Origin of the sequence: Flavobacterium aestuarii (genome assembly GCF_040049115.1) — a bacterium.
GTDB classification, from domain to species: Bacteria; Bacteroidota; Bacteroidia; order Flavobacteriales; family Flavobacteriaceae; genus Flavobacterium; species Flavobacterium aestuarii.
This window is the reverse complement of the sequence record NZ_JBDLZZ010000020.1, coordinates 1-26,721: the sequence shown is the minus strand read 5'-3', so window position 1 is coordinate 26,721 and position 26,721 is coordinate 1. Positions and strand designations below refer to the sequence as shown.

Annotated in this window: 24 protein-coding genes; 10 read left to right on the top strand and 14 right to left on the bottom strand. The window is 34.6% G+C overall.

What is annotated here, in order from left to right; translation table 11 throughout:
* Nucleotides 1-485: 485 nt before the first annotated feature.
* From ABEG11_RS16945 to ABEG11_RS16930, 4 genes are all read right to left on the bottom strand, one after another.
* Nucleotides 486-1,955: an oligosaccharide flippase family protein gene (locus ABEG11_RS16945; protein WP_348825367.1), complete on the bottom strand. Its 1,470-nt coding sequence runs from the start codon at nt 1,953-1,955 to the stop codon at nt 486-488.
* Nucleotides 1,956-2,009: 54 nt separating this feature from the next.
* Nucleotides 2,010-3,302: a glycosyltransferase family 4 protein gene (locus ABEG11_RS16940; RefSeq protein ID WP_348825366.1), complete on the bottom strand. Its 1,293-nt coding sequence runs from the start codon at nt 3,300-3,302 to the stop codon at nt 2,010-2,012.
* Between the two features lie 43 nt (nt 3,303-3,345).
* Nucleotides 3,346-5,772, bottom strand: coding sequence for a YfhO family protein (locus ABEG11_RS16935; protein WP_348825365.1), 2,427 nt, complete (start codon nt 5,770-5,772; stop codon nt 3,346-3,348).
* A 107-nt stretch (nt 5,773-5,879) separates the two neighbouring features.
* On the bottom strand, nt 5,880-6,161 hold the full coding sequence (locus tag ABEG11_RS16930) for a DUF4834 family protein (protein WP_348825364.1): 282 nt from the start codon (nt 6,159-6,161) through the stop codon (nt 5,880-5,882).
* A 386-nt stretch (nt 6,162-6,547) separates the two neighbouring features.
* Between ABEG11_RS16930 and ABEG11_RS16925 the strand changes: the two genes are divergently transcribed.
* Together ABEG11_RS16925 and ABEG11_RS16920 are read left to right on the top strand one after the other, a co-directional pair.
* On the top strand, nt 6,548-8,458 hold the full coding sequence (locus ABEG11_RS16925) for a DEAD/DEAH box helicase (protein ID WP_348825363.1): 1,911 nt from the start codon (nt 6,548-6,550) through the stop codon (nt 8,456-8,458).
* Nucleotides 8,459-8,621: 163 nt separating this feature from the next.
* Nucleotides 8,622-9,389: a carboxypeptidase-like regulatory domain-containing protein gene (locus tag ABEG11_RS16920; RefSeq protein ID WP_348825362.1), complete on the top strand. Its 768-nt coding sequence runs from the start codon at nt 8,622-8,624 to the stop codon at nt 9,387-9,389.
* 606 nt (nt 9,390-9,995) lie between these two features.
* On the opposite strand, the gene ABEG11_RS16915 is transcribed toward ABEG11_RS16920, so the two are convergent.
* Nucleotides 9,996-10,655 carry a TrmH family RNA methyltransferase gene (locus ABEG11_RS16915; protein ID WP_348825361.1) on the bottom strand — a complete coding sequence of 220 codons (660 nt, stop codon included), beginning with the start codon at nt 10,653-10,655 and terminating at the stop codon, nt 9,996-9,998.
* Nucleotides 10,656-10,877: 222 nt separating this feature from the next.
* Here ABEG11_RS16915 and ABEG11_RS16910 point away from each other — a divergent pair, with 222 nt between their 5' ends.
* Nucleotides 10,878-11,576: an SIR2 family NAD-dependent protein deacylase gene (locus ABEG11_RS16910; protein WP_348825360.1), complete on the top strand. Its 699-nt coding sequence runs from the start codon at nt 10,878-10,880 to the stop codon at nt 11,574-11,576.
* On the opposite strand, the gene ABEG11_RS16905 is transcribed toward ABEG11_RS16910, so the two are convergent.
* Nucleotides 11,560-12,522: an ion channel gene (locus ABEG11_RS16905; protein WP_348825359.1), complete on the bottom strand. Its 963-nt coding sequence runs from the start codon at nt 12,520-12,522 to the stop codon at nt 11,560-11,562. The two genes, ABEG11_RS16910 and ABEG11_RS16905, sit on opposite strands and share 17 nt — an antisense overlap.
* Nucleotides 12,523-12,693: 171 nt before the next feature.
* On the opposite strand from ABEG11_RS16905, the gene ABEG11_RS16900 reads away from it, so the two are divergent.
* The 5 genes from ABEG11_RS16900 to ABEG11_RS16880 all read left to right on the top strand — a co-directional run bounded on the left by ABEG11_RS16900 (nt 12,694) and on the right by ABEG11_RS16880 (nt 18,513).
* Nucleotides 12,694-14,604: an SPFH domain-containing protein gene (locus ABEG11_RS16900; protein ID WP_348825358.1), complete on the top strand. Its 1,911-nt coding sequence runs from the start codon at nt 12,694-12,696 to the stop codon at nt 14,602-14,604.
* A gap of 312 nt (nt 14,605-14,916) precedes the next feature.
* Nucleotides 14,917-15,663, top strand: a complete 747-nt coding sequence (locus ABEG11_RS16895) for a hypothetical protein (protein WP_348825357.1) — start codon at nt 14,917-14,919, stop codon at nt 15,661-15,663.
* A 160-nt stretch (nt 15,664-15,823) separates the two neighbouring features.
* The gene (gene pepT, locus ABEG11_RS16890) at nt 15,824-17,077 is read left to right on the top strand and encodes a peptidase T (protein WP_348825356.1); all 1,254 of its coding nucleotides are present in this window, start codon (nt 15,824-15,826) and stop codon (nt 17,075-17,077) included.
* An 18-nt stretch (nt 17,078-17,095) separates the two neighbouring features.
* Complete coding sequence (locus ABEG11_RS16885) at nt 17,096-17,659, top strand: YdeI/OmpD-associated family protein (RefSeq protein WP_348825355.1); 564 nt, start codon at nt 17,096-17,098, stop codon at nt 17,657-17,659.
* Between the two features lie 278 nt (nt 17,660-17,937).
* A complete protein-coding gene (locus ABEG11_RS16880; RefSeq protein WP_348825354.1) occupies nt 17,938-18,513 on the top strand; it encodes a hypothetical protein in 576 nt (191 codons plus the stop codon).
* A 77-nt stretch (nt 18,514-18,590) separates the two neighbouring features.
* Here ABEG11_RS16880 and yajC read toward each other — a convergent pair whose 3' ends face one another.
* From yajC to ABEG11_RS16865, 3 genes are all read right to left on the bottom strand, one after another.
* The gene (gene yajC, locus ABEG11_RS16875) at nt 18,591-18,866 is read right to left on the bottom strand and encodes a preprotein translocase subunit YajC (protein ID WP_348825353.1); all 276 of its coding nucleotides are present in this window, start codon (nt 18,864-18,866) and stop codon (nt 18,591-18,593) included.
* A gap of 74 nt (nt 18,867-18,940) precedes the next feature.
* Nucleotides 18,941-19,852, bottom strand: coding sequence for a transcription antitermination factor NusB (nusB, locus tag ABEG11_RS16870; RefSeq protein WP_348825403.1), 912 nt, complete (start codon nt 19,850-19,852; stop codon nt 18,941-18,943).
* 388 nt (nt 19,853-20,240) lie between these two features.
* Nucleotides 20,241-21,344: a Glu/Leu/Phe/Val family dehydrogenase gene (locus ABEG11_RS16865; protein WP_348825352.1), complete on the bottom strand. Its 1,104-nt coding sequence runs from the start codon at nt 21,342-21,344 to the stop codon at nt 20,241-20,243.
* Nucleotides 21,345-21,544: 200 nt separating this feature from the next.
* Here ABEG11_RS16865 and ABEG11_RS16860 point away from each other — a divergent pair, with 200 nt between their 5' ends.
* Nucleotides 21,545-23,305 carry an ABC transporter ATP-binding protein gene (locus ABEG11_RS16860; protein WP_348825351.1) on the top strand — a complete coding sequence of 587 codons (1,761 nt, stop codon included), beginning with the start codon at nt 21,545-21,547 and terminating at the stop codon, nt 23,303-23,305.
* A 66-nt stretch (nt 23,306-23,371) separates the two neighbouring features.
* Complete coding sequence (locus ABEG11_RS16855) at nt 23,372-23,752, top strand: PUR family DNA/RNA-binding protein (protein WP_348825350.1); 381 nt, start codon at nt 23,372-23,374, stop codon at nt 23,750-23,752.
* Between the two features lie 233 nt (nt 23,753-23,985).
* On the opposite strand, the gene ABEG11_RS16850 is transcribed toward ABEG11_RS16855, so the two are convergent.
* From ABEG11_RS16850 to ABEG11_RS16830, 5 genes are all read right to left on the bottom strand, one after another.
* On the bottom strand, nt 23,986-24,351 hold the full coding sequence (locus ABEG11_RS16850; protein WP_348825349.1) for a hypothetical protein: 366 nt from the start codon (nt 24,349-24,351) through the stop codon (nt 23,986-23,988).
* Between the two features lie 62 nt (nt 24,352-24,413).
* Nucleotides 24,414-24,872 (bottom strand): SRPBCC family protein, encoded by a 459-nt coding sequence (locus tag ABEG11_RS16845; RefSeq protein ID WP_348825348.1) that lies wholly within the window; start codon nt 24,870-24,872, stop codon nt 24,414-24,416.
* Nucleotides 24,873-25,149: 277 nt separating this feature from the next.
* Nucleotides 25,150-25,569, bottom strand: coding sequence for a hypothetical protein (locus tag ABEG11_RS16840; protein ID WP_348825347.1), 420 nt, complete (start codon nt 25,567-25,569; stop codon nt 25,150-25,152).
* 106 nt (nt 25,570-25,675) lie between these two features.
* Nucleotides 25,676-25,837, bottom strand: coding sequence for a hypothetical protein (locus ABEG11_RS16835; protein WP_348825346.1), 162 nt, complete (start codon nt 25,835-25,837; stop codon nt 25,676-25,678).
* A gap of 4 nt (nt 25,838-25,841) precedes the next feature.
* The gene (locus tag ABEG11_RS16830; RefSeq protein ID WP_348825345.1) at nt 25,842-26,369 is read right to left on the bottom strand and encodes a hypothetical protein; all 528 of its coding nucleotides are present in this window, start codon (nt 26,367-26,369) and stop codon (nt 25,842-25,844) included.
* Nucleotides 26,370-26,721: the final 352 nt, after the last annotated feature.

Sequence of the window (26,721 nt, the reverse complement as noted above, 5' to 3'; positions counted from 1 at the left end):
CTCCTTTAAAGAGTTCGCAATACCCACTTTTGGGGATATTTCAAAATATTTTTTGTATGTAATTGATTATTAATCATTTACAAATAGCAAAATATTAAATGAGCAAAAATAATCGTCAGGCGTTAGTATATAATAAAATAAACACAATAAAACCTACAAAATAAATGTTAATAAAAAATAAATTAACAAGTCGCAGAGTGTTAATTTGTAATAATTTAACAGATCAAGTTTTCTATATGGCCATTTTAAAAATATTATCTGTAATTAAATCGAAAAGAAGCTGATATAACAAATATAAAGTATGATGCCAAAAAGCTATCTGAAAGATTGAAACAGCAGCTATTTTAAGGATAACCTAACTGACATTCTGTATATAAAAGGTAAAAAATATCAAACCTATTATATAAAATGTGAAGATTAATTAATATAAACGTCACTAATGAAACACATCACCCAGAAAAAAATAAAATTAATTAGAAATTGATTTACTTAGTTCTTCGCAGTTTTAAAAATAGCTTATCTAAAGTTTGATTAATTTCGGGCGAAACAACGAACTTATAATTAATAAAAATATAAACAAAAGTCGCTAAAATAGATTTTAAGCTAATAGCAATAAGGGGGTTTATTGGAAATTTCCAAAAATAAAACAATAAAAAAACAACAACAGTAATTCCAATAGAATGCAAAGTCTGTATTGTGAATGGGTACAAATGCATTCTCTTTACAACAAAAAGCAGCTTAGCAATACTATAACACGTTATCGATAATAATGTAGCAAATGCAGAACCAATAATCCCAAACAGAGGGATAAAAATCATATTCAATATTACCGTCAAAACCACAAGCCCAACTCCTAAAAACAATACTGCCCGATAATACTTGGAATTAAAAATTATAGCATTATTGTTTCCTAATATCAAATCAAAATATTTAGAAAGCCCAATCATAAACACAACTGCAATTCCTCCGCTATATTCTTTGGGAACTATCTCATACAGCTGATTGATATTCACAAAAATACACAGCATTACAAATCCGCCCACAATCTGCAGGTTTATTGATGTCTTTTTATATAAATCATTGAGTTCATCATGCTTATTCTCATGCATTAATTTTGCAGTAATCGGATAAACAATCTGGTGCATGGCACGGCTCGGAACAGAAATTACTAATGCAATATAAGTTGCAACCGAGTAATAAGCTATATTTTCAATTTTCATGTATTGGTTCAGCATTATTTTATCTCCATCCAGCAGCAGGTTTGCTACACTTCCCGAGAGAATGATGTAAAAAGTATACACTAATATATCTTTTGCATTTGCGGGTATTACAAACTGAAAAACGGGTCTCTTTATATAAAAAGCATAAAACATTGTAACGAGTAAAGCCAATAAATAAATTCCAGCTGTTACATAAACAAACTGCACCACAGTAATCCATTGATAATAAACTCCAATTAAAGTAATTAATGAAAGCAGGCGCAAACCTACTTCCTTAATAAAATTTCCAAAAACTGAATGCATATGAACCCGGGCCCACGCATAAAATATCTCGAAATAAGCCATACAAATACCTGTAAATGGAATAAGAAAAATGAATGATTTAACTACAGGATTTTTTTTGGAAACAAAAGCTAAAATATCATCAAAGAAAAAAACACCCAATAAAGCCAGCGGAATACACATCAATAACGGAAATAAAACTGTAAATGATAAAAACTGTGACCGCTCTTTTTCGGTTTGATACTGGGCATAAAATTTTACTAGCGTATTCTGCATGCCAATGGCAAACAAAGGCATAATAACATTAGCTGCCGAAAGAATATAATTGGTCAAAGCATAGTAAGTAGCCCCTAGAAATATGGGATACAAATACAAAGTATTTATGGCTCCAATTGCAAAACCTATATATGTTATTATTGTGTTTTTTAAGGATTGATTTAATACTATGCCCATTAAATAGGAGTTTAAAAGTGTTTTAAGGTTTAAAAGTTTAAAGCTGGGAAAACCTTAAATTTTTGATTTTATCAATTGCGCTAATTCGCTGGTCAAATTCTTTCTGGAATATTTTTGCAAACCTACAGCATACGACTGTAACTTCCCATCCAAAAACTGATTATAATATGAGATGATGGTACTTTTTAATTTTTCTTTCTCATTATATTCAAAAAATACCCCAGTATTGGTTTCAGTGATAATTTGGGAAAAATCAGAATCCTTTGGCCCAATGGCAATTATTGGCCTGCAGGAAACCATATATTCAAACAATTTGCCTGGAATTATGCTTTTGGTTTCTTCTGAATTAATTTCGATCAGTAATAAGACCTGAGAATTTCTTTGATGCATAACTGCTTCCGAATGTGATATATAACCCAGATTATTAAGATAAGAATCCAGATTAAACTGAGAAATAGTGTCCAGTATTTCCTGACTTACAGCTCCAATTAATTTTAGCTCTAAGTGCATTTTAAAATCTGGTATTTCCTGGATCAATTCTGCCAATGATTCCCATAGAATAGCGGGATTTCTTTCGGAAAGAAATGAACCGATATGAGCAAGGCTAAATTTAGAATCAAGAGTTGCTTTTGATGCTGGCTCATTATCATAGCCATTGGTAATAACTGTTATTGGCTTTCTGGTTATAGCTTCAAATTCAGCCTTTGTAGTTTTGCTGGTTACAATAATAGTATCAGCAGTATTTAGAACCCTATATTCGAGTGCTTTGTGTTTCCTTGCTGCCAATGTAGATAAACGCAAAGATTTATGATATCCAATCGTAGTCCAAGGATCGCGAAAATCAGCAAGCCAAGTCAAATCAAACTTTTCTTTCAAGCACAATCCTATTAAATGCAAGCTGTGTGGTGGTCCCGATGTAATTATGGTATCTATATTATTATCTAAAATATATTTTTCCAAATAGGCAATGGATGGCTTTACCCAGAAAACACGAGCATCGGGAATAAAGAGATTCCCTCGGATCCATAACAGTATTTTATCCAGTGAAGTTTGTTTTTTCTTATTTGGAATAATACCAGAACTGATTTTTTTCGTCTTATTTTTAGAAAAAAATGAAGCTAACTGATATGGCTCAAAAATTTTATTTTTTAAAACTATAACCTTTTCTGAAACTTCTTTTTCCAGATTAGCATCAACAATTGGGTAAGTTGGATTTTCAGGAACATACACAACTGGCTGTATATCGAAATCAGGCAGGTATTTTGCAAATTTAAGCCAACGTTGAACTCCCGGCCCTCCTGCAGGTGGCCAATAATAAGTTATAATGAGTATTTTTTTTGAGTTCAAATTAATAAAGCATTTGAAATTAATACAATATCAAAAATATCAATTAATTAATATTCTTAAATTTATTCTTTTTCTTTCCCTCAATATACACACCTCCAACCAAAAGAAAGAACATCCCGATACAGCTTATCAATGTAATTGTACCTCCTGTTTTTACAACCTGAGGATCAAATTTAAATTCAATATTATGTTTTCCTGCGGGAACTATAATAGCTCGTAATGTGTAATCGGCTCTCATGATTGGTGTTTCTTTTCCGTCAACAAGAGCCTTCCAGCCTTTTTCATAATACATCTCAGAAAAAACAGCCAGACCTTCCTTAGAATTATTTGATGTGTACTTAATATTATTAGACAGGTACGAATCCAAAGTTATGCCTGCCAAACTATCTTTGGCGAAAGCCTTATTTTTAATAAACGGAAATTCGTTTTCATTAATTATGGCTGTTTCCTTGGAATTAAATTTATCCAAGGCTTTCATCTCACCGTCAGTATTTTTAACTAAATCTATTTTGCTCACAAACCACGCATTCCCATTGGCATCTGGATTGATAATTGGCGTTTCCTTTCCTTCTTTATCAGTTTGGATCACGTATTTTACGTTCAGCATATTAAGGATTTCCATATTATTTTTGGCAATCTGATAATCAAATAATTGCTGCATACGCTTAGGGCGCACAGCACTATACCCGCCAATTGCTTTATGAAAATAAGAGGTTCTGGCCTGCATTAACCCTTGAATGTCAAAAACACGATAAATACCAGGATCTTCCAGGATTTTAGTATCTGCGAGAGTTGGCTGGAAAGGCACTTCTACATCTCTAGCGTTTATAAAATCCTTATTGGAAACATAATTTTTATCAACAAAAAACAAATCGGCAGCCATAAATAAGCCTACTATAATAATAGCTGTATTCTGAGCGATTCTATTTTTGACAAAAAGCCACAAAGTTCCTGCCGCTATAAGAATAAAAAATCCTGAACGCAGTAAATCGGCACTGTATAATGATTTTCTATCAGCAACTAAAGCATCAACAAAGCTTGGTCCATAATTCTGGAGGAAATAACTATCATTTGCAGTCGAAAAACTAAACATGCTTTTAGATAAAAACAGCATTACAATTAATCCAAGACCAACCGCTCCAGATTGCAGCAGCGGTTTTAACTGTTTTTCTTTTTCTAATTTAAAAAAAGACTGCAATCCCATAATAGCCAATACAGGAAAACACAATTCCAGCACTACTTGGATAGAGGACACCGCTCTAAACTTATTGTACATTGGAATATAATCTATACAAAAGTCAGTCAATAAAGGGAAGTTCTTGCCCCAAGAAAGAAGCAGGGACACGAGAGCCCCGCCCAGGAAAGCATATTTAATTTTTCTATCATCAGTAAATAAGGCAACAATTGCCAAGAAAAAAACCACAGCACCTATATAAGCTGGTGCCGATACTATTGGCTGATCTCCCCAATAAGTTGGCATGCCCGAAACGAAATCTGTGGCTTGAGCTTCTGGCACACCTTGCGAAATCATGAATTCAAACATACTGCTGTCTGTTCCAACTTTTTCATTATTGGAACCTCCAAAAAGTCTAGGCGCTATCAGATTAAAGCTCTCAGCAATACCATAACTGTATTCAGTAATATAATCATACGTCATTGCCGAATCGGTAGTACTTTTGGAACCATCAGGATTAAAACTTAAATCACTTTTTCCACGAATACTAAAATTAGCATATTCAACAGTTGCCAATAAATTACCAGCATTTGCTCCAATTGCCAATATTCCTGCACCAAAAAGTGTTCCTATAGATATAAACAGCGATTTATACTCTCTTGCTTTTATTCCTTCGTAAATAAAATAGCCCGAAAGAATTAACAGCAATATCAATAAATAATAAGTCATTTGAAAGTGGTTCGCATTTACTTCCAGTGCAATTGCAAACATGGCCAGTAAACCTCCCAAAATATATTTTCTTTGAAATGTCAGAACAAAACCCGCTACAACCATTGGCATATAGGCAATCGCATGTGCTTTGGCATTATGTCCTACTCCTAGTATAATAATTAAATAGGTAGAAAAACCAAAAGCGACAGCTCCGAAAAAAGCTTTAAGCGGATCGGCTTTTAAAACCAGCATCAAAATATAGAAACTCAAAAAGTACAAAAACAGATAATCAGCTGGACGAGGCAAAAAACGCAGTACATCATCAATAGCTCCTACATAATCATGAGGATATTTAGCTCCTAATTGATAGGTTGGCATCCCGCCAAAAGCTGAGTTTGTCCAATAAGGCTCTTCATGATGAGTGGCTCTGAAATCATTTTGTTCCTTGGCCATACCCGTATATTGGGCAATATCTGACTGAAAAATCTGCTTTCCTTGTAAAACCGGGAAAAAATAAAGAGTAGAAACGAGAACAAAACCAAGAATGGCAAGTGCGTGCGGAAAGAACTTTTGAAGTTGCTTCATTAATAGTATTTTAGATTGAGGATAAACGATTTTTAATTTCAGAATTGAAATTTAATTATTTCTGATTTTGAAATTGACATTGAAACTAATATTATTTCGTCAATTTATCAATCAAGCTCTTCATAATCAACATACTCCCCTACTTTTTTGGTTTCGCGAGGATTCTTGCTGTTAGCAGTATCAATTATGATCTCATCATTATTAGGTGTTTTTCTCCAGGCTGTCTGCTGAGCACGCTGCTGATGCTGCTGAAAATTTTCGCCCGCTTTTTCCACCGCCTTCTTTACTAATAAAGGCAAAAACAATCGCGCCAAAAACTTAAAAATATAATAGAAAGCAATCATATAAAAGACCGCTCTTATAAAACCTGAAAAAGAGGCTGTTTGCATAATCAATGATTTTTAGGCAAAATTAATAAATCAATATTGAAACTATGGAGCAATTTAAAAATATCATTCTTAAATAAATGATAAAAAAGGATTAAATAGCTATCATAAAACATTAAAAAGCACATTACCAATACTTCAAAAAAACTTTTGAAGAAAAACACTAAAAAACTATATAGCATAAAAACAGTTTCAGCGCATCTTTTTTTAACAAAAACACCTGAAACGAGACATATTTTCACAGTCAAAATCAATTTTAAAATCCAAAAAGCAGATCAGCAAAACTTAACAAACTGATTATCAAAACACAATAAAAACTTAATTCTTAAAATTGCATTAGCTTTTATGGATTATAAACAGTAATTTTGCACCCTATTTTAAAAATACATATGAATAAATTTGAACAATTAGGATTGAATGAGTCGTTACTGAAGGCGATTATCGATCTAGGATTTGAGAATCCGTCAGAAGTACAGGAGAAAGCGATTCCCCTATTATTGGAAAAAGACACAGATATGGTTGCGTTGGCTCAGACTGGGACAGGGAAAACGGCAGCTTTCGGTTTTCCGCTAATCCAAAAAATTGATGCCGACAACAGAAATACACAAGCATTAGTTTTATCGCCAACACGCGAACTTTGTTTACAGATTACCAACGAACTTAAAAACTACTCAAAATACGAAAAAGGTATTAATGTGGTAGCAGTTTACGGCGGGGCTAGTATTACAGAGCAAGCCAGAGAAATCAAGAGAGGAGCACAAATCATTGTGGCAACTCCAGGAAGAATGCAGGACATGATTAACAGAGGTCTGGTAAACATTAAAAACATAGATTACTGTGTTCTTGATGAAGCAGACGAAATGCTGAACATGGGATTTTATGAGGATATCGTATCTATTTTATCCGATACTCCAGACGAAAAAAGTACTTGGTTATTCTCTGCAACTATGCCACAGGAAGTTGCCCGAATTGCAAAACAATTCATGAGCGAACCATTAGAAATTACAGTTGGGACTAAAAACTCAGGTTCTGCAACAGTTTCCCACGAATTTTACTTAGTGAATGCACGTGACCGCTATGAAGCTTTGAAAAGATTGGCCGATGCTAATCCAGACATTTTTTCTGTAGTTTTCTGCCGTACAAAAAGAGATACTCAGGCTATTGCCGAAAAATTAATTGAAGACGGATACAGCGCTGCAGCATTGCATGGAGATTTATCGCAGGCACAGCGTGATGGTGTAATGAAATCTTTCCGCGGAAGACAAATCCAGATGCTTGTTGCAACAGACGTTGCTGCTCGTGGAATTGACGTAGATAATGTAACTCACGTAGTGAATTATCAATTACCAGACGAAATCGAAACCTACAATCACCGTTCTGGCCGTACTGGCCGTGCTGGTAAATTGGGAACTTCTATTGTAATTGTAACTAAAAGTGAATTACGCAAGATTTCTGCTATCGAAAGAATCATCAAACAGAAATTCGAAGAAAAATCAATCCCTTCGGGTATTGAAATCTGCGAAATTCAGCTATTACACTTAGCAACAAAAATCAAAGATACTGAAGTAGATCACGAAATTGACAACTACTTGCCAGCAATCAATAATGTTCTTGAGGATTTGTCCAAAGAAGAGCTGATTAAAAAAATGGTATCTGTAGAATTTAACCGTTTCCTTACTTACTATAAGAAAAACAGAGATATTTCTACTCAGTCTGCAGGTTCTGAAAGACGTGACCGTGGTGACGATAGAGAATCAAGAGGAAATAATAACGGAGGTGCCACCAGATATTTTGTAAACATCGGTTCTAGAGACAATTTCGATTGGATGTCATTAAAAGATTACCTGAAAGAAACATTAGACTTAGGCCGTGATGACGTTTTCAAAGTAGATGTAAAAGAAGGATTCTCTTTCTTTAACACTGATCCTGAACACACTGACAAAGTAATGGAAATATTGAACAACGTACAGCTAGAAGGACGTCGTATCAATGTTGAAATATCAAAAAATGACGGAGGCGGAAGACGCGATCACAACGGAAGAAATTCTGGAGGCGGTTTTGGCGGCAGAAGCTCTGCTCCTAGAAGAGAAGGAAATTTTGCTCCAAGACGCGAAGGCGGTTTTAGAAGCGAAAGAAGCTCAAGCTCTAGAGAAGGCGGTTTCAGATCTGAAAGAAGTTCTGGCAGAAGAGAAGGCGGTTTTTCATCTGATAGAGGCTCAAGAGATGGTGGATCAGAAAGAGCTCCAAGACGTTCTGAAAGTTTTGGCGATTCATCTAGGCCAAGACGAAGAAGAGACTAATACAATTTAGTAGTTCCCAATATAAATCTCCCGAAAATTCGGGAGATTTTTTTTTAAGATACGATTGCATTAACTTGGCCAGATTGTTAATTTTCTTATAATTATAAAGGAACAATCAAATATTTAATGCCGTTTTACTACTTTTAAACCTTTAAATCAGTTTATGAAACATATTGTACTTTTATTATTCTTTGTTGCCTCTTTAAATTCAGTCGCCCAAACTGCTGAAATTCCCCAAAAAATATCTGGTACCATCATCAGCGACAACACTGGCACACCTTTAGCCGATGTTAACATCATCAATATTAACCAGGTAACAGGAACCACCACCGATAATAAAGGTCATTTCGAACTTGCAGTAACACAAAGTGACACTTTGCATATTACCCTTCTAGGATTCGAATCATTGCGTATTCGCGTAACCAATGACTGGATTAAAAACAAAACAACTACAATACAGCTTACCCAAAAAGCAATCCCTTTGAATGAAGTAGTTATCAGCCCATATTACCTTACCGGCTATCTCGAAATTGACGCTAAATTAATTCCAATAAAAGAAGACTACCGCTACAGTATCTCTGGCTTAGGACAAGGTTATGAAGCAGGCCAGTATGCCCCCGAAGCTTTTGGAAAAGTACTGGGATCCATCTTCAACCCGGCAGATATGCTATATAATTTCTTCGGTAAAAGACCACAGCAGCTCAAAAAACTCCGCGAAATGCGAAAAGACGACACTGTGAGAAAACTATTAGAAACAAAATATGACCGTGAAACTATCTCTTTACTTCTAGGGGTATCACAAAGTGAAATTGCCGAAATTTTAAGCCGATGCAGCTATTCGGAAGCTTTTATAAAATCAGCTAACGATCTCCAAATCATGGATGCAATAAGCGGCTGCTACGAACAATACAAAATATTAAAAAAGAAATAGTAAGCATTTAAATTTCAGCATATACCAGCATTATCTGGGAGTGCCACCATAAAAAAAAGAAGCCAACTCATCGTAACGGTAAGTCGGCTCCTTTTCTTTATGCTGTCGGGCTATCCGCGCTACTTCGGTAGCCAGCTCTTATCCCAATGTCATTAAGTTAAGGATTTCTTATTAAAGTTTGTCTAAATATAATTCTCGCAGAGACGCTAAGACGCAAAGGAATCCGATTTTAACTTTGCGCCTCTGCGTCTTTGCGAGAGTGAAATAAAGCTTAACTTAATGACATTGGCTCCTATCCCTCACTCGGACAAACAAAAGATTATTGTGCAATAAAAAAATCTTTTAACCTGGACTCTATTATTAATTGTCATTAAAACATTTCGCTTCTATGGAACTATAGGAATCTTGGCCACTTGTTGATTTGCATAAATATTTTGCCACTTCTGTGACTCACCTCAGTTTGTTTTTGACAATATTCAAGCGCAGCAGGAGCATAAAAACAGTTGTGTAATCCAAGCTCCATAGGTGTGATATATATTAATCGGGTTCAGGTTTTTTAGCAGGAATGTGAATACAGCAATCTATAATCTGTTATATCTTATCCAATCAAAGATTACTGCCATAATATCTCTCTTCAATCCGTCTGATATCCTTAATAGATTTCTTTGCCCAATCCAATCGTTTCTCTAAAATCTCATCTTCTGTCAATTGCCAATTAATATCAGAATTACGCAATCGGTTCGTCAGATTCTGAATAATAATTGCTGCCGAAACCGAGATGTTCAGACTCTCCGTAAAACCCACCATCGGAATTTTAACAAAGCCGTCTGCTTTCTGCATAATCTCTTCAGACAAACCTTCTTTTTCAGTTCCAAAAAACAAAGCACTCGGTTTCGAAATATCAAAATCCTCCAGCAGACAGTCATTTGTATGTGGTGTTGTTGCAATGATCTGATATCCTTTATTTTTTAACATATCAATGCAGCTGACAGCACTGTCATAAGCCGAAATATCAACCCACTTTTGAGCTCCCATCGCAATCTGCTTATCCATTCTTTTGCCAAAACGCTCCTCTATAACATGCAATTCCTGTATTCCAAAAACCTCACAGCTACGCATCACCGCACTCGCATTATGCATCTGAAAAACATCTTCAACCGCGATTGTAAAATGTTTTGTTCTGTTTTTTAATACTTTCAAAAAATTCTCTTTTCTGTTATTAGTCAAAAAACCTTCAAGATAATTCAGGTAATCCAAATCAATCATTATTCTTTTTTTTGACAAAAATACTAAACTTGAAATAAAATTCATATTTAACTGCAAGATCTACAAAGCAGGCTCAAGGCACACAAAGCTTTGCAGACTTAACGTAACTCTTTACTAACCTTTTCGTTAAAACTTTACCTCAATTTTCATCAATCTTTCAGTATAAAATTTATAGAAAATTGTGTAATTTGTGGCTCATTATCTCAAGTAAACTAAAAGAAAATGAGAAAGAAATTAATAGTACTTACAGGAGCTGGAATCAGTGCCGAAAGCGGTATCAAAACATTTCGTGACAGCGATGGATTGTGGGAAGGCCATAATGTAATGGATGTAGCCACTCCCGAAGGCTGGCATAAAAACCAAGCTTTGGTACTTGACTTCTATAATCAGAGACGAAAGCAGCTAAAAGAAGTAAAACCCAATCTAGGCCATCATATTTTGGCTGAACTTGAAACTTATTTTGATGTTTACATCATCACTCAAAATGTAGATGATTTACACGAAAGAGCCGGAAGCACCAAAGTGACGCATTTGCATGGTGAGCTGCTAAAAGTACGAAGTACCAAAAATGAAAATCTCATATTAGACTGGCATGATGATTTGAATATAGGAGATAATGATCATCAGGGTCATCAGCTACGTCCGCATATTGTCTGGTTTGGAGAACAAGTCCCAGCATTGGAAGAAGCAATTGACTTAACAGAGCAGGCCGATTATTTTGCGGTTATTGGAACTTCGCTTCAGGTGTATCCTGCTGCGGGCCTGATTAACTATACCCCAAAAACAACACCTATCTATTATATCGACCCTAAACCTATAAAAATTCCTAATCTTAGAAACTCTCTCGAAATAATTCCAGAAATAGCCTCCAAAGGCATGCTTGTTTTAAAAGAACAACTTCTTTCTAATCTACGGCAATAGGATAAAAAGCATTCAGCAATCCCATATCAAGAACTGTACTTTGGTTATCATCGCTTTTGGTATACATGGGCTTAAATTTAGCACCATACACCACTTCGTCAAAGGTGTAAGACGTCCGGGTCGCCACAGTGGTACTGAACATATCGTCAAAAGTTTTTATAATGACTATAATCTCACCCGAAACCGCTTCAAAGTCCGCCTGCATAAAACCATCCAAAGGACTCTCACTGGTTATAGGATGTACTAACGTCCAGGACAATGCAAGCGAATTTATTTTGTGATACTCCAGATCCAGTGTAAAAAATTTATTAACCATTACGCCATCCTCCTCTATTTGCATTCCAAGAGTTACATTTACTTCGGCATCAATGTAATTTGTATTTTTATAAGGAGCTAACCTAAACATCAGTGCCTTTCCATTATTAAAAGGAGCAATGATAGCGTTATCAGAAAATTTCAAATAAATAGCAGGCTTGCTAAAACGTCCGAAAAACAAACCTGTAGCAATTGCAAAACTGAGTAATCCCATTAATGCTTCAGCAGATGACAAGGCACTCGTGTAAAACCCTGTCGGGCTGACATGGCCATATCCAACAGTTGTAAATGTCTGGGCGCTGAAAAAATAAGCTTGTCCAAACTGCATCCATTTATCATCGGCAGTGTCAATTCCGTTAAGATGTTCGATTCCAATTCCAAAATAAAGAATGGCAAATACAAAATTTATAGAAATATAAAACAGCAGCAGGACAAAAAGAAACTTCCACGAAGGCATATCCAGCATGGTATGATACCAGCTGATACGGTCCAGGATTCCAATGCCTTTTTTTGTTGCATTTACAGATCCGTCTTTATTAATAAACCGCCCGCCAGTATTAAATGCACTGCTGCCAAAACCAGTATTAATCAGTGTTTTTGCTTTATTATTAAATCGATGAAATAATGCCATAGATTGTTTTTAAATAGAACGCAAATTAGTTAATAAATCTAATGTAACAATAAATAAAAACAACACTCTAATCATCGAAAAAAACGCAATAAAAAAAGAAAATTCTAACAAAAAAAATTACAACTAAACTTAAAAAAAATTATATTTATAATCTAAACCCTCATTATTATTATGGAATTAATCTTTACTTACTGGTGGATATTCTTAATTGTTCTATCCCTTCTTTTTTACAAATTTGTTTTACGTGTTTTTTTTGGAATGGTCATTGTTCCAGAAAACAAAATTGGTCTGGTAACCAAAAAATTCGTTCTCTTCGGTTCTGAGAAATCATTACCCGATGGCAGAATAATTGCCACCAAAGGCGAAGCTGGATACCAGGCCAAAACACTAGCTCCAGGATTGTATTGGGCTATGTGGCCTTGGCAATTTTCTATCGACATGGCTTCCTTTACGATTATCCCCGAAGGAAATATCGGGTTATTATTAAGTAAGGACGGTGCTGAAATCCCGACTGGGCGCATCCTTGCACAAAAGGTAAATTCAGATAATTTTCAGGATGCTACTATGTTTCTCGATAATGGTGGTCAAAAAGGAAGACAATCTGCCTTTGTAACGACAGGATCTTATCGTATTAACACCCATTTATTCGAAGTTATTATTTCTCCGCAAGTTGTTATTTCTGAAAACATGGTTGGAATTGTTACTGCAATGGACGGAGAACCTATACCAATAGGACAAATAGCTGGTAAATTTGTTGAAGGTCATAATAATTTTCAAGACATTGATCAGTTCCTGAAAAATGGAGGAAACCGCGGACTGCAGCCTCAAGTCATGCTTGCTGGTTCTTATTATATCAACCCATGGGCTGTCCAGATTGAGCAAACCCCAATGACAGACGTGCCTATTGGTTATGTTGGTGTTGTCATTTCCTACATTGGTGAAGACGGACAAGATGTAACAGGCGACACTTTCAAACATGGAAATATTGTTTCCAAAGGACAGCGTGGCGTATGGATGGAACCCTTTGGCCCAGGAAAATATGCCCTTAACAAATACACTACCAAACTAGAAGCTGTTCCTACAACCAACTTAGTCTTGAACTGGGCAGATGCAAGAAGTGAATCCCATAACTTAGATCAAAATCTTTCTACAATAACAGTTCGTTCCAAAGATGGTTTTCCTTTCAATCTAGATGTTTCGCAAATCATTCATGTACCAGCCAATGAAGCACCAAAAGTTATTGCCCGCTTTGGCAGCATGAATAATCTGGTTTCTCAAGTTTTGGAGCCTACTATAGGTAATTATTTCAGAAACTCCGCTCAGGAAAGTGATGTAATTTCATTTCTTTCGACAAGAAAAGAACGCCAGGAATCTGCTAAAAATCACATCAAAGTAGTTTTGGATGAATATAATGTGAATGCTGTAGATACCTTAATAGGAGATATCGTTCCGCCTGAGTCATTAATGAAAACCTTAACAGACAGAAAAATTGCCGAAGAAGAACAGAAAACCTATCAGACACAGAAAATGGCACAAGAACAGCGCCAAGGAGTCGAGAAGGAAACTGCCATTGCAGATATGCAGAAAGAAATTGTAAAAGCTTCGCAAAGTGTTGAAATTGCACAACGCACAGCCGATGCCACCGTAAAAAAAGCCGAAGGAGATGCTACAAGCTTAAAACTTAATGTAAATGCTGAAGCAGAAGCTACCAAAATGAGAGCCAATGCTGAAGCTGAAGCAACAAAAGCAAGAGCCGGCGCACAAGCTGAAGCTACCAAGCTTACTGCTAGTGCCGAAGCAGAAAGAATTTCTAAAACAGGTTTAGCAGAAGCCGAAAAAATCATGGCAATTGGTAAATCTACCGCTGAGGCTTATCAGCTTCAGGTTTCTGCGATGGGCGATGACAATTTTACCAAATACAAAATCACTGAAGAAATTGGAAAAGGAAAAATCAAAGTCATTCCTGATGTCCTGATTTCTGGAAGCAATGGAACAGATGGATCCATGAGCGGGCTTTTGGGGCTGAAACTTATGGAACTGATGGATGCAGATAAAAGCAAAATGACCAATAAAAAAGAATAAGAGGTTCAACCCCTATTTCTAAAGAAAATCTGCTGTAATAGGCAGATTTTTTGTTTTTATATCAACCGAATACATATCCATAACACGCGGACTATTAATATTCTATCTATAATAATATAGTATTTAATTTATAAACAAAAGTAAGAGTTATAACTTAATTTATTTAAAAAAGAAATTTAAAACCAACTTTAACAAAAAATTAAAATATTTTTATCATAAAAAAACAAAAATTTAAAAAAAAAGTTATATTTGTTACACCTAAACAATCCAAAATCAACCAAATACCGCTAAGTTATGAATCTAAAACAATCATTGATTATTGTATTTCTTTTGTTTACAAAAACGTTCTACTCCCAAGAAACAAAAAACGAAACAGCGAGTTCAGAAACAGCTTCCACGATTAAAACTGATAATACTGCAGCAGCTGCACCAGTAGATTTTAAAAAACAGATCCAAGAATTAAAAGAACAGGAAAAAGCATATTTAGCAAAACAAGAGGCTGAAAAAAAAGCTGCCAAAATCAAACAGGAAGCTGACAAAAAAGCAGCAGACGATGCTCAAAAAGCAGCAGATAAAGCCGCAACTCTAGCAAAAGCAGCAGAAGCAAAAGCAGCTGCAGAAGCAAAAGAAGCCGCAGAAAAGGCATCCAAAAATAAAGCAATAGCAGATAAGGCTCAGGCAGAAGCTGACAAAAAGGCCGCAGAAGCCGCCAAAGATGCCGCAAACAAAGCAGCAAAAGAAGCCGCAATTGCTGCAAAAACTCAAGCTGAAGCTGACAAAAAAGCCGCTGAAGAAGCAGAAAAAATCTCTAAAGAAAAAATAGCTGCTTATAAAAAAGAAGTAGATAACGCGAAAGAAGCAAAAGAAAAATTTGCTAAAGATGTTGAAAAACTCAAAAAGGAAAAAGAAGAAGCTGATCAAAAATTAGCCGCATCAGCCAAATTAGCATTACAAAAATCTACTCAATTAGAAGAACAAATTGCTAAAGCCCAAGCTGAAGCTGATAAAGCGGCAGCAGCTCAAGCTAAAATTGAAGCTGAGAATGCAGCAAAAAAATAGTTACCCAATACCCCACAATAAAAACCTAACCCAATTTAAATCTAACCAATTTAAAAACTGAAAATCCGTTGAAAAACGGATTTTTCTATTTTCAAGCATTAACACACACCAAAATTTTCTCTTTTTCAAAAATCCCTATCTTTACCAAAAAATAAATACCATGCAACATATAATTGACCGTTTTGTAGGCTATGTCACTATTGACACCGAATCTGATGCAAGCTCCAATACAACACCCAGTACTGCTAAACAATGGAATTTAGCCAATAAATTAGCTGACGAATTAAAAAACATCGGACTGGAAGATGTTACCATAGACGACAAAGCGTATATCATGGCTACTCTGCCAAGCAATGTCGATCATGAAGTTCCTGCAATTGGATTTATTTCACATTTTGACACTTCTCCTGACTTTTCTGGTGCGAATATAAAACCGCAGATTATTTCTAATTATGATGGTAAAGACATTATTTTAAACGCTGAAAAAAATATCATTTTATCCCCATCTTATTTCAAAGATTTACTGCAGTACAAAGGACAGACATTAATTACAACAGACGGAACAACCTTATTGGGAGCAGATGACAAAGCAGGTATTACTGAGATTGTAACTGCAATGGAGTTCTTGATTAACAATCCAGATATCAAACACGGAAAAATCAGGATTGGATTTACTCCTGATGAGGAAATCGGCCGTGGAGCTCATCATTTTGACGTTGAAAAGTTCGGAGCAGAATGGGCATATACCATGGACGGCAGCCAGATAGGCGAATTAGAATATGAAAATTTCAATGCGGCAGGAGCTAAAATTACCTTTAAGGGAAAAAGCGTTCATCCAGGTTATGCCAAAGGAAAAATGATTAATTCCATGCTTATTGCCAATGATTTTATCAATGAATTACCAGAAGATGAAACCCCTCAGAAAACGAAAGGATATGAAGGATTTTTTCACGTACATCACTTGTCTGGAAGTATTGAAGAAACTGTTCTGGAGCTGATTATCCGCGATCATAACAAATTAAAATTTGAAAAACGAAAAGAACTCATTCATAAAATAACCAAAAAATTCAACAAAAAGTTCGCCAGGCAATTTGGAGAAGACATTGTTATTGCCGAAGTAAACGATCAATACTACAATATGAAAGAAAAGGTCATTCCTGTAAAACATATTGTAAACATTGCCGAAAAAGCGATGAAAGAACTCGGCATTAAACCAATCATAAAACCTATACGGGGAGGAACTGACGGATCTCAGTTATCATACAAAGGACTTCCCTGCCCTAACATATTTGCCGGTGGTCATAATTTTCATGGCAAATATGAATATGTTCCCGTAGAAAGCATGCAAAAAGCGGTAGAAGTAATTGTTCGAATTGCCGAATTGACTGCCAAAGGCGATTATTTAAAAAAGTAAAACTTAATCGGCTCTGATATGGACATGATTAACCATTGGGGAAATGAATTGGATATTTTGAAAGCAATTATAGCCAAAACAGAATTGACTGAAACCAATAAATGGGGAGGCTGTGTGTATGTACTCGATAACAAAAACATTGTTGGTGTAGGAGGATTTAAAAAATTCTTCACGCTTTGGTTTTTTAACGGTACTTATCTCAAAGACGAGAAAAAACGTCTGGTTAATGCAAATGAAGGAATTACTAAATCACTGCGTCAATGGCGGTTTACATCCAAAGAAGAAATCCTTGAAGATGAGATTCTGGCTTATATCCTAGAAGCTATTCAAAACGAAAAAGAAGGCAAAATCATCAAACCTAAAAAAACAGCAGAAACAGCCGTAATCCCTGATATCCTGCAAAAAGAACTCAATGATAATATCCAATTGAAGGATGCATTTCTAAATTTCAGTCCTTACAAACAGAAGGAATTCATCGAATATATTGAAACTGCCAAACGGGAAGAAACCAAACGCTCTAGAATTGAAAAAATAAAGCCGATGATTTTAGACAATATTGGCCTGAATGACAAATACAGGTAAAGAAATTTTAAAATCCAATTTATAAATTCTCATATTTCAAATCTCAAGTTCCACACTAATGGAATTTGGGATTTTTTTTGTTAAAAACATTACCATTTCATTGCTATACAACACGGTAATCCTTTAAAAATCAGTAAAACCTTAACATTGGAGCATTAAAAATATTCACTATATTTGTTAATATACCGAAAACAATTTGGTAACACTGAAATATTTTTCAGAAAAAACTTCCCAATGCAGCATCAATAAAAATTAAATAATTCCTAAAATTACTAATTATGATAGAAAAAAAAGAAGAACAGCCCACTCCTGAAAAAGTGATACTTCCAGAATCACCAATAAACGAAAATAAAGAAGTTCCAAAGGCGGCTGTTTCCAAACCGGCACCAAAGCCAAGAACAGTCAGAACTGCTGCAGCTAAACCAGCAGCAGCTAAACCGGCCACTGTCAGAACAGCTGCCGTTAAACCGGTTACTGTAAAGCCTGCCCCGGTAAAACCAGCGGCTTCAAGATCCACTGTTACCAGAAAGACACCAGGTTCAAGTGACGCAAAAACTGCTGCACCACCTGCCGCAGTTGTTAAAGAAACTACTATTGAAGAAATTAAAACTGAAACACTAGCTGCTCAAGAAGATAAAAAAGATAAAAAGAAGAAAAAAGACAAATCAAAAATGAAAGAAAAAGAAAAAGAAAAAGAGAAAAAAGCAAAAGCGAAAGAGAAAGCCAAGAAGAAAGCAAAAAAAGCTAAGAAAGCCAAAAAAGAAAAAGCTAAAAAAGCAAAACTCAAAGCCAAACTCAAAGAAAAAAAAGCGAAAGCAAAAGCAAAAAAGTCAAAAAAAGGAAAGAAAAAATAACTCCTTAACCAATAAAAAATCCCAAATTCCAGTTATTTTTTAAACCGGAATTTGGGATTTTTTTATTTAAACGAAAACTAAGCCTTTTTAGACAAAGTTGCAGTCAGTTCCAAAGAAATTGAAGAACGCTCCATTTTTAATTTTCCAGCCATTGTCTCAATAATAACTGTCGCATCAGCAAGCTCTGCAATTTTACCGTGAATACCGCTTTTAGTGATTATTTTATCGCCAACTTTTAAGCCGTTTTCAAATTCTTTTTCATTTTTCGCTCTTTTTTGCTGTGGACGAATCATAAAGAAGTAAATAACTACGAACATCAATAGAAATGGCAAAAACTGTTGTATTTGTCCCATAATTTAATTTTTAATATTTGTTAATTGAATTTTATTGTTTTTGTTTTTTTGGAATTTGTTTTTTGGAGTTTGTTTTACATTAAGCCTCTTCCAATTTTTACAATTCTTTTCTTATCTTCAAGCTCTTTAACCAGATTATCCAAAATCCCGTTGATGAAAATACTGCTTTTGGGAGTAGAGTATTCTTTGGCTAATTCCAGATACTCATTCAAAGTTACTTTTACTGGAATCGAAGGAAATTTCAAGAACTCGCAGATTGCCATTTTCAGGATAATAGTATCAATTTCAGCAATACGCTCACTGTCCCAGTTTGGTGTTTTATCAATATATTCTTTAGCTAATTCGGTTTCGTTCAAAACTGTTTTTCTGAACAGATCTTTTACATAAGCCTTATCCTCGTTGTCTTTGTATAATTTTGGAACTCTAAAATTATCATCCTCACCTTGCGTGATTGCCTTCAGCTGTTTAACAATATGAGTGTTCACCAATGGAATATCATCAATCCAGGTTAATTTATCATCCTCAAGATAATCATATAGTTTTTCATTGGGAACTATAACTTCCGAAAAAATCGAAACAATAAATTCTTTGTCTTCCTCAAAAGTATTCACTCGATTGCTCATGTATTTGGCATACAATTCGCTTTCCTTGATAGCATTAAGCAGCAGAATAATATAATCGTCATTTAGTGTCCAATTATTTATCGAGCGGTTTTCTAAAGCAATACTTAAGGAATTATTCTCGGCAAGAATTTGAAAAATACTGTTTTTAATGAATTTTTCATTTGGATTGCGCTCTTCTTTGGTAGCCAAATGTTTCTGGCTTGACAGATGCAAAAAAACAGTTTCTTTTTTACAGATTTCTATCAGTGAAGAAAGCATAATAAGGTATAAATCTTGAATAGCGTCAATACTATGCATAAGGAATTTCTCCTCTTTTTCTAAATTATCAGAACCATTTTGATGCATTGCATAAATGGATTGCATGACTTTAACGCGGATGTGTCTTCTGTTTACCACCTTGTAAGAACTTTTAAAATTAAGTCTGCAAAATTAATACTTTCCTCTCTTAAATGAAAATTTATAACCGTTTAATTTAAGTCCTCAAAACAGCTGTCATTCTACGTAAATATAATCTCATTTTTTAGGAGCAGAAACAGTAGTACATTTCAGGAAACACTGCTCCCGCTATCCGTTGCAATCTTGCTGCCCGAACCCCGGGCAACAAGGATTTTTACTGCTATCGGGGCTAAACGGCACTATTTGATTTTCATAATTAATTACACTCAAAAATCATATAAAAAAAATCAGCTCCAGAATATCCAAAAAATATTCTAGAACTGATTTCAAAAAGAATTACAAACTAACCCCCAAACTATTTTGCGTTTTCTATTTTTCTTAAATCAATACGGTTTTGAGCAATAGTCAAAGCTGCCTGATGAGTCGTGATACTATTTGCAGCAGCGTAATCGAAAATTTCCAATGTTGTATTGTAAATGTTTTCTGTTCTGCGCATGATTTCAGCTTTATCATAATGTTCAATTTCTGCATAAACATTGATAATACCGCCTGCATTAATCAGGAAATCCGGAGCATAAAGAATACCTCTTTCCTGCAGAATCAATCCATGTGTATTCTCGTTTGCCAATTGGTTATTAGCCGCACCGGCAATCACTTTTGCTTTTATTTTATTTACTGTATTGTCATTGATTGTTGCCCCCATTGCGCAAGGTGCATAAATATCGACATCGGCACTGTACAAATCGTCTCCCGTAAAAACCTGTGCATTATATTTAGCAGCCACCTGATATAATTTTTCTTCATTGATATCAGAAATAAAAACCTGCGCTCCTTCTTTTGTCAAATATTCAACCAAAGTTTCTCCTACGTGCCCAATTCCTTGAACCAATACTTTTTTTCCTTCTAATTTTTCGGAACCAAACTGCTGTTTGGCAGCTGCTTTCATCCCCATGTATACTCCAAAAGCCGTAACAGGTGATGGATTTCCAGCTCCTCCTCTTTCTTCAGAAATACCGGTTACATAAGGAGTTACATCCCTTACAATATCCATGTCGGCAGTTTCCATTCCAACATCTTCAGCTGTAATATATCTTCCGCTAAGTGAATGTACAAACTCACCAAATTTCCTCATGAGTTCTGGTGTCTTTTGGGTTTTGGCATCACCAATGATTACTGCTTTTCCACCGCCAATATTTAATCCTGTAATAGCGGCCTTATAAGTCATTCCCCTAGAAAGACGCAGAACATCATTCAAAGCTTCCCATTCATTAGCATAATTGAACATCCGTGTACCTCCCAAAGCCGGTCCCATAACCGAATTATGAATACCTATAATTGCTTTTAATCCTGTATCTTTGTCATTGCAGAAAACAATTTGCTCATGACCATTGAAAGACAATTGTCCAAAAACAGGATCCATTTTTTGAAGATCTTTACCAGTTGTAACTGTAGCATCCATAATACTATTTTTATTAGTTAAAAAATACGAATTTATCAAAAAGACACTTCAAACATACGTAAAAAATAAATATACATCAATAAATTTACTTAGAAATAAATATTTATTAATAATAATTGAAAATATTTATTTTAACATAATTGTTAAAATTCAGACATTAAATAAACAGCAAAATCAATTATATACCGAATCCTCATAATATGAAAGAATTACGTTATTTAAATAAATATTTCGTCAAATACAAATTCAGCTTTTTACTTGGTATAATTATCACCATAATCGCACAAATATTTTCTTTATTTACTCCAAAACTCATCAGCAAATCATTTAATGAAATAGAAGCCTTTGCCAAAAGCAGCACAGCTGACACCAGCGTAATCAGCCAGCAGCTGATTTCAAATATTTTATTAATTATTGCCACTACAATCGTTGCAGGATTTTTGACATTTTTGATGAGACAGACATTAATCGTAATGTCGCGCCATATTGAATTTGACTTAAAAAATGAAGTTTTCCATCAATATGAAAGGCTTTCTCAAAATTTCTACAAACAGAACAGAACTGGTGATTTAATGAATAGGATCAGTGAGGATGTTTCAAAAGTACGTATGTATGTTGGGCCGGCTGTAATGTATTCGATAAACACCTTTATCCGCTTTGCAATCGTGATTGGGTACATGTATAATGTTTCGCCAAGATTAACTTTATACACAATATTGCCGTTGCCTATATTATCATATTGCATTTTTAAATTGAGTTCAGAAATCAACAAAAGATCTACCACTTTTCAGCAGTATTTATCAAAAGTATCGAGTTATACTCAGGAAGTTTTTTCAGGAATCAGAGTGATAAAAGCGTATTCATTAGAAAATCAGCATCAGGACAACATTGCCGATCTGGCCAATGAAAGCAAAAGCAAAAGCTTGAGTCTTGCAAAAGTTCAGGCACTGTTTGGACCACTGATGATTGCGCTGATTGGTGTGAGTAACCTGGTGGTGATTTATTTTGGAGGTTTAATGTACATAAACGGCACCATCAAAAGCATAGGAACTATAGCAGAATTTATTCTATATGTTAACATGCTGACTTGGCCCGTTGCTTCATTGGGATGGGTTTCATCAATGGTTCAAGAAGCTGAAGCTTCGCAGAAAAGGCTCAATGAGTTCTTGAAAATTGTTCCCGAAATACAAAACCAAAATCCTAATGCTTCAAAAATAGACGGGAATATTACATTCAGCAATGTAAGTTTTACTTATGAAGACACAAATATTAAAGCACTGCAAAATGTAACTTTCACAGTAAATAAAGGAGAAACTTTGGCTATTTTGGGAAAAACAGGCTCGGGAAAATCGACAATTTTAGCATTACTTTCAAGGCTTTATGATGTTACTGACGGACAGATTCTGATTGACAATAATGAAATCAGCCAAGTCAACTTATTCGATTTAAGAAACAGCATCGGCGCTGTTCCTCAGGACGCCTTTTTATTTTCTGATACGATTAAAAACAACATTAAATTCGGCAAAGAAGATGCTACTGATCTGGAAGTAGAATCGGCTGCAAAAAGTGCTGTAGTTCATGACAATATCATCAATTTTAACAACGGATATGACACGATTTTAGGCGAACGTGGCATTACGCTTTCCGGTGGTCAGAAACAGCGTGTTTCTATCGCCAGAGCCATTATAAAAAATCCGCCAATATTACTCTTTGATGATTGCTTGTCGGCAGTTGATACCGAGACCGAAGAGGCCATTTTGAACAATCTTTATGAAATATGCAAAGATAAAACTACCATAATTGTAAGCCACAGGGTATCGTCTGCCAAGAATGCCGATAAAATCATAATTCTTGACGAAGGCAGGATAATCGAACAAGGCTCTCATAATCAATTAATAAACAAAAATGGGTATTATGCTGCACTTTATTTAAAGCAACTTTCAGAAAAAGAATTGCTTTAAATGTTGGATAATACATATATTTTTATGATTTTTGATTGCTATTAAATAAAAAATGACGAAAAGATTATGAGAGAAAATGATATGTTAGAAAAAGAAGAAATATTCTCAAAAGTTTTAAGAGCTGGAAGAAGAACCTATTTCTTTGATGTTAGAGCTACCAAAGCTGATGATTATTATATTACGATTACCGAAAGTAAAAAATTCACAGAAGAAGACGGTTCTTTTCATTTTAAAAAACATAAAATCTATTTGTACAAAGAAGATTTTACTGCATTTTCGGAAATCTTAGAAGACATGACTTCTTACGTTTTAAACCACAAAGGCGAAGAGGTAATCTCTGAAAGACATCAGAAAGATTTCAAAAAAGAATATGCTTTAGACAAAACAGACGAAGAAGGCGTACCAAGCACCTCGAGTTTTACTGATATCGATTTTGACGATATTTAATTAAAAGAATAAAACAAAAACAGTCCAAAGATCTTATGATTTTTGGACTGTTTTTGTTTTATAAAGTTCACAGATAATTTGTATTACTCCGATATTATTTTTGAAGATTTAAAGACCTTGACCCATTTTTCTTGAGATTCTGGTGTTATCTCTTTTTGCGGTGCTGACCAAACATTACAAAATAATTTATTTTCTCCCTGTATTATGTACCAGATCTGAGATTCGGACAGGTGTTAAATTTTAAGAATAAACCAAGGATATTGCGCTTTGTAGTCCTGCTCAATTATTGTTCTTTTTGCTGTTGGAACATATTTCAACGGCGGATAGAAAGCTTCGACCCTGCTTAATGGCACATATAGAGAATCACGGCATATATCAGTTGCCAGGCTTTCGCTGGAATTTCCAATAAATTCTTTGTCTTTTAAAAATATTATCCTGGTTAGCATACCCCCAATGTCATCTTGCTGATCAGCTATATGCCAGCCCTCATCTTTTGGCCAGTTAATGGTAAATTTCTCCGTGTTTAAAATGGATTGCGCATTACTGATGCTGTATATAAAAAATACAAATAGAACGATACTTTTTACCAGTCTTCTCATTAATTTGAGGTAATATAAAATTAAAAATGCTTATTTAAGATACTAAAAATGCGGAACAGCTGTTATCTCTCACAAATTTCCTTCAGCTTGTCGAGTGCTTTCGGGTATGTCTGATTCATATAATCCAATAAATCTTCAGCAGCGTCTAAGTCTACTGTTACATTTGTTACCCCATTGTTTTCTTCGAAAGTATAATTTTCAAATCCGTTTGCCCATTTTTCAACTTCTGGTCCTTCTGTCACTTCCTGATCCTCTTTTAAAATACCATAATGCTGAATCGATACAAACTGGTTTGGAATGTTTGCAGCAATTTTAGAAACCATGCCTCCCTTTTGTCCTTTGCTGTCTACTCCAGTAAATAGAATTTTACTTCCCTTGTCCCAGCTTCCCTCATAGGCCGATGTAGGGTTAAACAATGATGTCCATTCCTCATAGTCAGATTTAGTGCTGATACCAAGCATACTATCATATACCTTAGCTTTAGGAGCATTGATGCTTATTTTGAATTGTAACTTTTTCATAATTATTAATTTTAAAGTTAATACATCCAGTTGCTATTAATACGGTATAACGCAAATATGCAAATAAACTTATAAAAAGAACGTGTAAAAAAAGGTCTAGCGATTTGCTTAATCTTCCCAATACAAAACCAATTTCAAATTAAACCTAATACCAAATCCGTTGTAGCGGTTACCAGTAGTACTTCTTATGTATTCTTTGTCGTATTTTTTTCATTCAAAATTTGATCAATGGCAATTTTGGCTTCATTCACTAATTGAACATTATTCCTTCTTTTAATTAATTCTTCTGAAGAAAGGTTTTGAAATTCACGTTGAAAAAAGAAATTTTATTTTCTTGTGTTTTTCTAACTTCAGTTGACTCAGCATCAAACCATTTTTTCTTTAAATCTATTAATTCCCGTAACTTTATGAAAATCAATATTATTAATAATATTAAAGGAATCAGTTGTACAAATCCCATCGATAAACTAAAAGCTTCGCTGAATTTAACCGCATTGAAGACTGAGAGAATTAATGCGAATGTTAGCATCCCTAGACTTAAATCTTTTTTTTCAAGTAGGAGAGCCGTTGAAACAGTCATTGCACTTAAAATTCCAAATATAAATTGAGGACAAAAAGATGGGTTTCTGATAATTGAAATTATTATACTTATCCAAAGCATTATAATAATCACTATTTCAGTTGTCGGTTTTCGCATTCGTCTTCTTTTAGTATTAATGCTAACATCCCCTTGCTACAAGAGGTTTGGGGTTAAATTAAGCCAAATCCCCAAATCTCTTGTAGCAAGTGTTGTGCGATCGGCTTTATTTTTTAGCAGTTATTTTTTCTTTAGGAATTCTTTTCGCAACATTTTTTTTAGTTTTTCTACTTGCAATAAAATCACTAATTTCTTTTCTCTCTTGTTCTGTCAAAGGAGGACTTTGAATAATAAAATCTACACCTTTAGGTTCTTTTATTAAGTTCATAGCTTTAAGATTTAAAATATTTTTTTACTAACTTTTTGGCTGATTCAGTTTCTATAATCATTCTTTGATTTTTAAAATGATAAGCTCCTAAAGTTTCTTCGTAATGTTTAATTAAGTTTGTTTTTGCTGTAAATGCTACAAAACCATCAAAGCCTTTTTGGAATGAAACTTTGCAAGCATAAGCTACTAAATTTCCCGCAACACCTTCGTAAAGTTTGTCTTTTCCAATGTTGAATGGAGAACTTTCGAGTAAATTCATATAAATATGATCTTGTTCAATTGTTATACTCAAAAGACCTTGTAATATTGATGAGTTATTTACAATTGTTAGTTTGTAAACTTCTTTTTGTAAATCTTTAAATTCTGATTTCCAATCAAAATTCCATCCATTTTTTTTAGTTACATTTTTCAAGTCCACAGTTGTCATTCTGCTAACTTCAGTTTGAAAACTGTCTCCTGAAATGGTGTTCAAAATCGAATCAGTTAATTTATCAACTATGAAATCTTGCTCTATTTGAATTTTATTGCTCATACTTCAAAAATACGAAATATTTTGAAGTATAGAAAACGCAATTTTCGGCATAAATTCCTCCTTAGCGTGGTAAAGCTGTCGCACAACATTGAATATGCTATCTCTCTGATACAAGATGCCATTTTATATAACATCCTCAGCATTTCCTTTTTTCAAATATAACCAATAATAATTACAATCCTGAAAAGTGCATTGTAGAAACGAAAAGCACATTCGACCCCTATATATCAGTTTTAAGCCATTAGCACACAAAAATTTTAATTCAGAAAATAAAAGGATCAAGAACAAAACCTGGGGAGGAATGTCAAAATAAAATCAGAAATTTGTAGTCTAAGAATTATATATGACTCCA

Coding starts and splice junctions, on each gene's coding strand:
- ABEG11_RS16945 (WP_348825367.1), bottom strand. CDS start 1,955: ATGGGCATAGTATTAAATCAATCCTTAAAAAACACAATAATAACATAT.
- ABEG11_RS16935 (WP_348825365.1), bottom strand. CDS start 5,772: ATGAAGCAACTTCAAAAGTTCTTTCCGCACGCACTTGCCATTCTTGGT.
- ABEG11_RS16930 (WP_348825364.1), bottom strand. CDS start 6,161: ATGCAAACAGCCTCTTTTTCAGGTTTTATAAGAGCGGTCTTTTATATG.
- ABEG11_RS16925 (WP_348825363.1), top strand. CDS start 6,548: ATGAATAAATTTGAACAATTAGGATTGAATGAGTCGTTACTGAAGGCG.
- ABEG11_RS16920 (WP_348825362.1), top strand. CDS start 8,622: ATGAAACATATTGTACTTTTATTATTCTTTGTTGCCTCTTTAAATTCA.
- ABEG11_RS16915 (WP_348825361.1), bottom strand. CDS start 10,655: ATGATTGATTTGGATTACCTGAATTATCTTGAAGGTTTTTTGACTAAT.
- ABEG11_RS16910 (WP_348825360.1), top strand. CDS start 10,878: ATGAGAAAGAAATTAATAGTACTTACAGGAGCTGGAATCAGTGCCGAA.
- ABEG11_RS16905 (WP_348825359.1), bottom strand. CDS start 12,522: ATGGCATTATTTCATCGATTTAATAATAAAGCAAAAACACTGATTAAT.
- ABEG11_RS16900 (WP_348825358.1), top strand. CDS start 12,694: ATGGAATTAATCTTTACTTACTGGTGGATATTCTTAATTGTTCTATCC.
- pepT (WP_348825356.1), top strand. CDS start 15,824: ATGCAACATATAATTGACCGTTTTGTAGGCTATGTCACTATTGACACC.
- ABEG11_RS16885 (WP_348825355.1), top strand. CDS start 17,096: ATGGACATGATTAACCATTGGGGAAATGAATTGGATATTTTGAAAGCA.
- ABEG11_RS16880 (WP_348825354.1), top strand. CDS start 17,938: ATGATAGAAAAAAAAGAAGAACAGCCCACTCCTGAAAAAGTGATACTT.
- yajC (WP_348825353.1), bottom strand. CDS start 18,866: ATGGGACAAATACAACAGTTTTTGCCATTTCTATTGATGTTCGTAGTT.
- nusB (WP_348825403.1), bottom strand. CDS start 19,852: ATGCAATCCATTTATGCAATGCATCAAAATGGTTCTGATAATTTAGAA.
- ABEG11_RS16865 (WP_348825352.1), bottom strand. CDS start 21,344: ATGGATGCTACAGTTACAACTGGTAAAGATCTTCAAAAAATGGATCCT.
- ABEG11_RS16860 (WP_348825351.1), top strand. CDS start 21,545: ATGAAAGAATTACGTTATTTAAATAAATATTTCGTCAAATACAAATTC.
- ABEG11_RS16855 (WP_348825350.1), top strand. CDS start 23,372: ATGAGAGAAAATGATATGTTAGAAAAAGAAGAAATATTCTCAAAAGTT.
- ABEG11_RS16850 (WP_348825349.1), bottom strand. CDS start 24,351: ATGAGAAGACTGGTAAAAAGTATCGTTCTATTTGTATTTTTTATATAC.
- ABEG11_RS16845 (WP_348825348.1), bottom strand. CDS start 24,872: ATGAAAAAGTTACAATTCAAAATAAGCATCAATGCTCCTAAAGCTAAG.
- ABEG11_RS16840 (WP_348825347.1), bottom strand. CDS start 25,569: ATGCGAAAACCGACAACTGAAATAGTGATTATTATAATGCTTTGGATA.
- ABEG11_RS16835 (WP_348825346.1), bottom strand. CDS start 25,837: ATGAACTTAATAAAAGAACCTAAAGGTGTAGATTTTATTATTCAAAGT.
- ABEG11_RS16830 (WP_348825345.1), bottom strand. CDS start 26,369: ATGAGCAATAAAATTCAAATAGAGCAAGATTTCATAGTTGATAAATTA.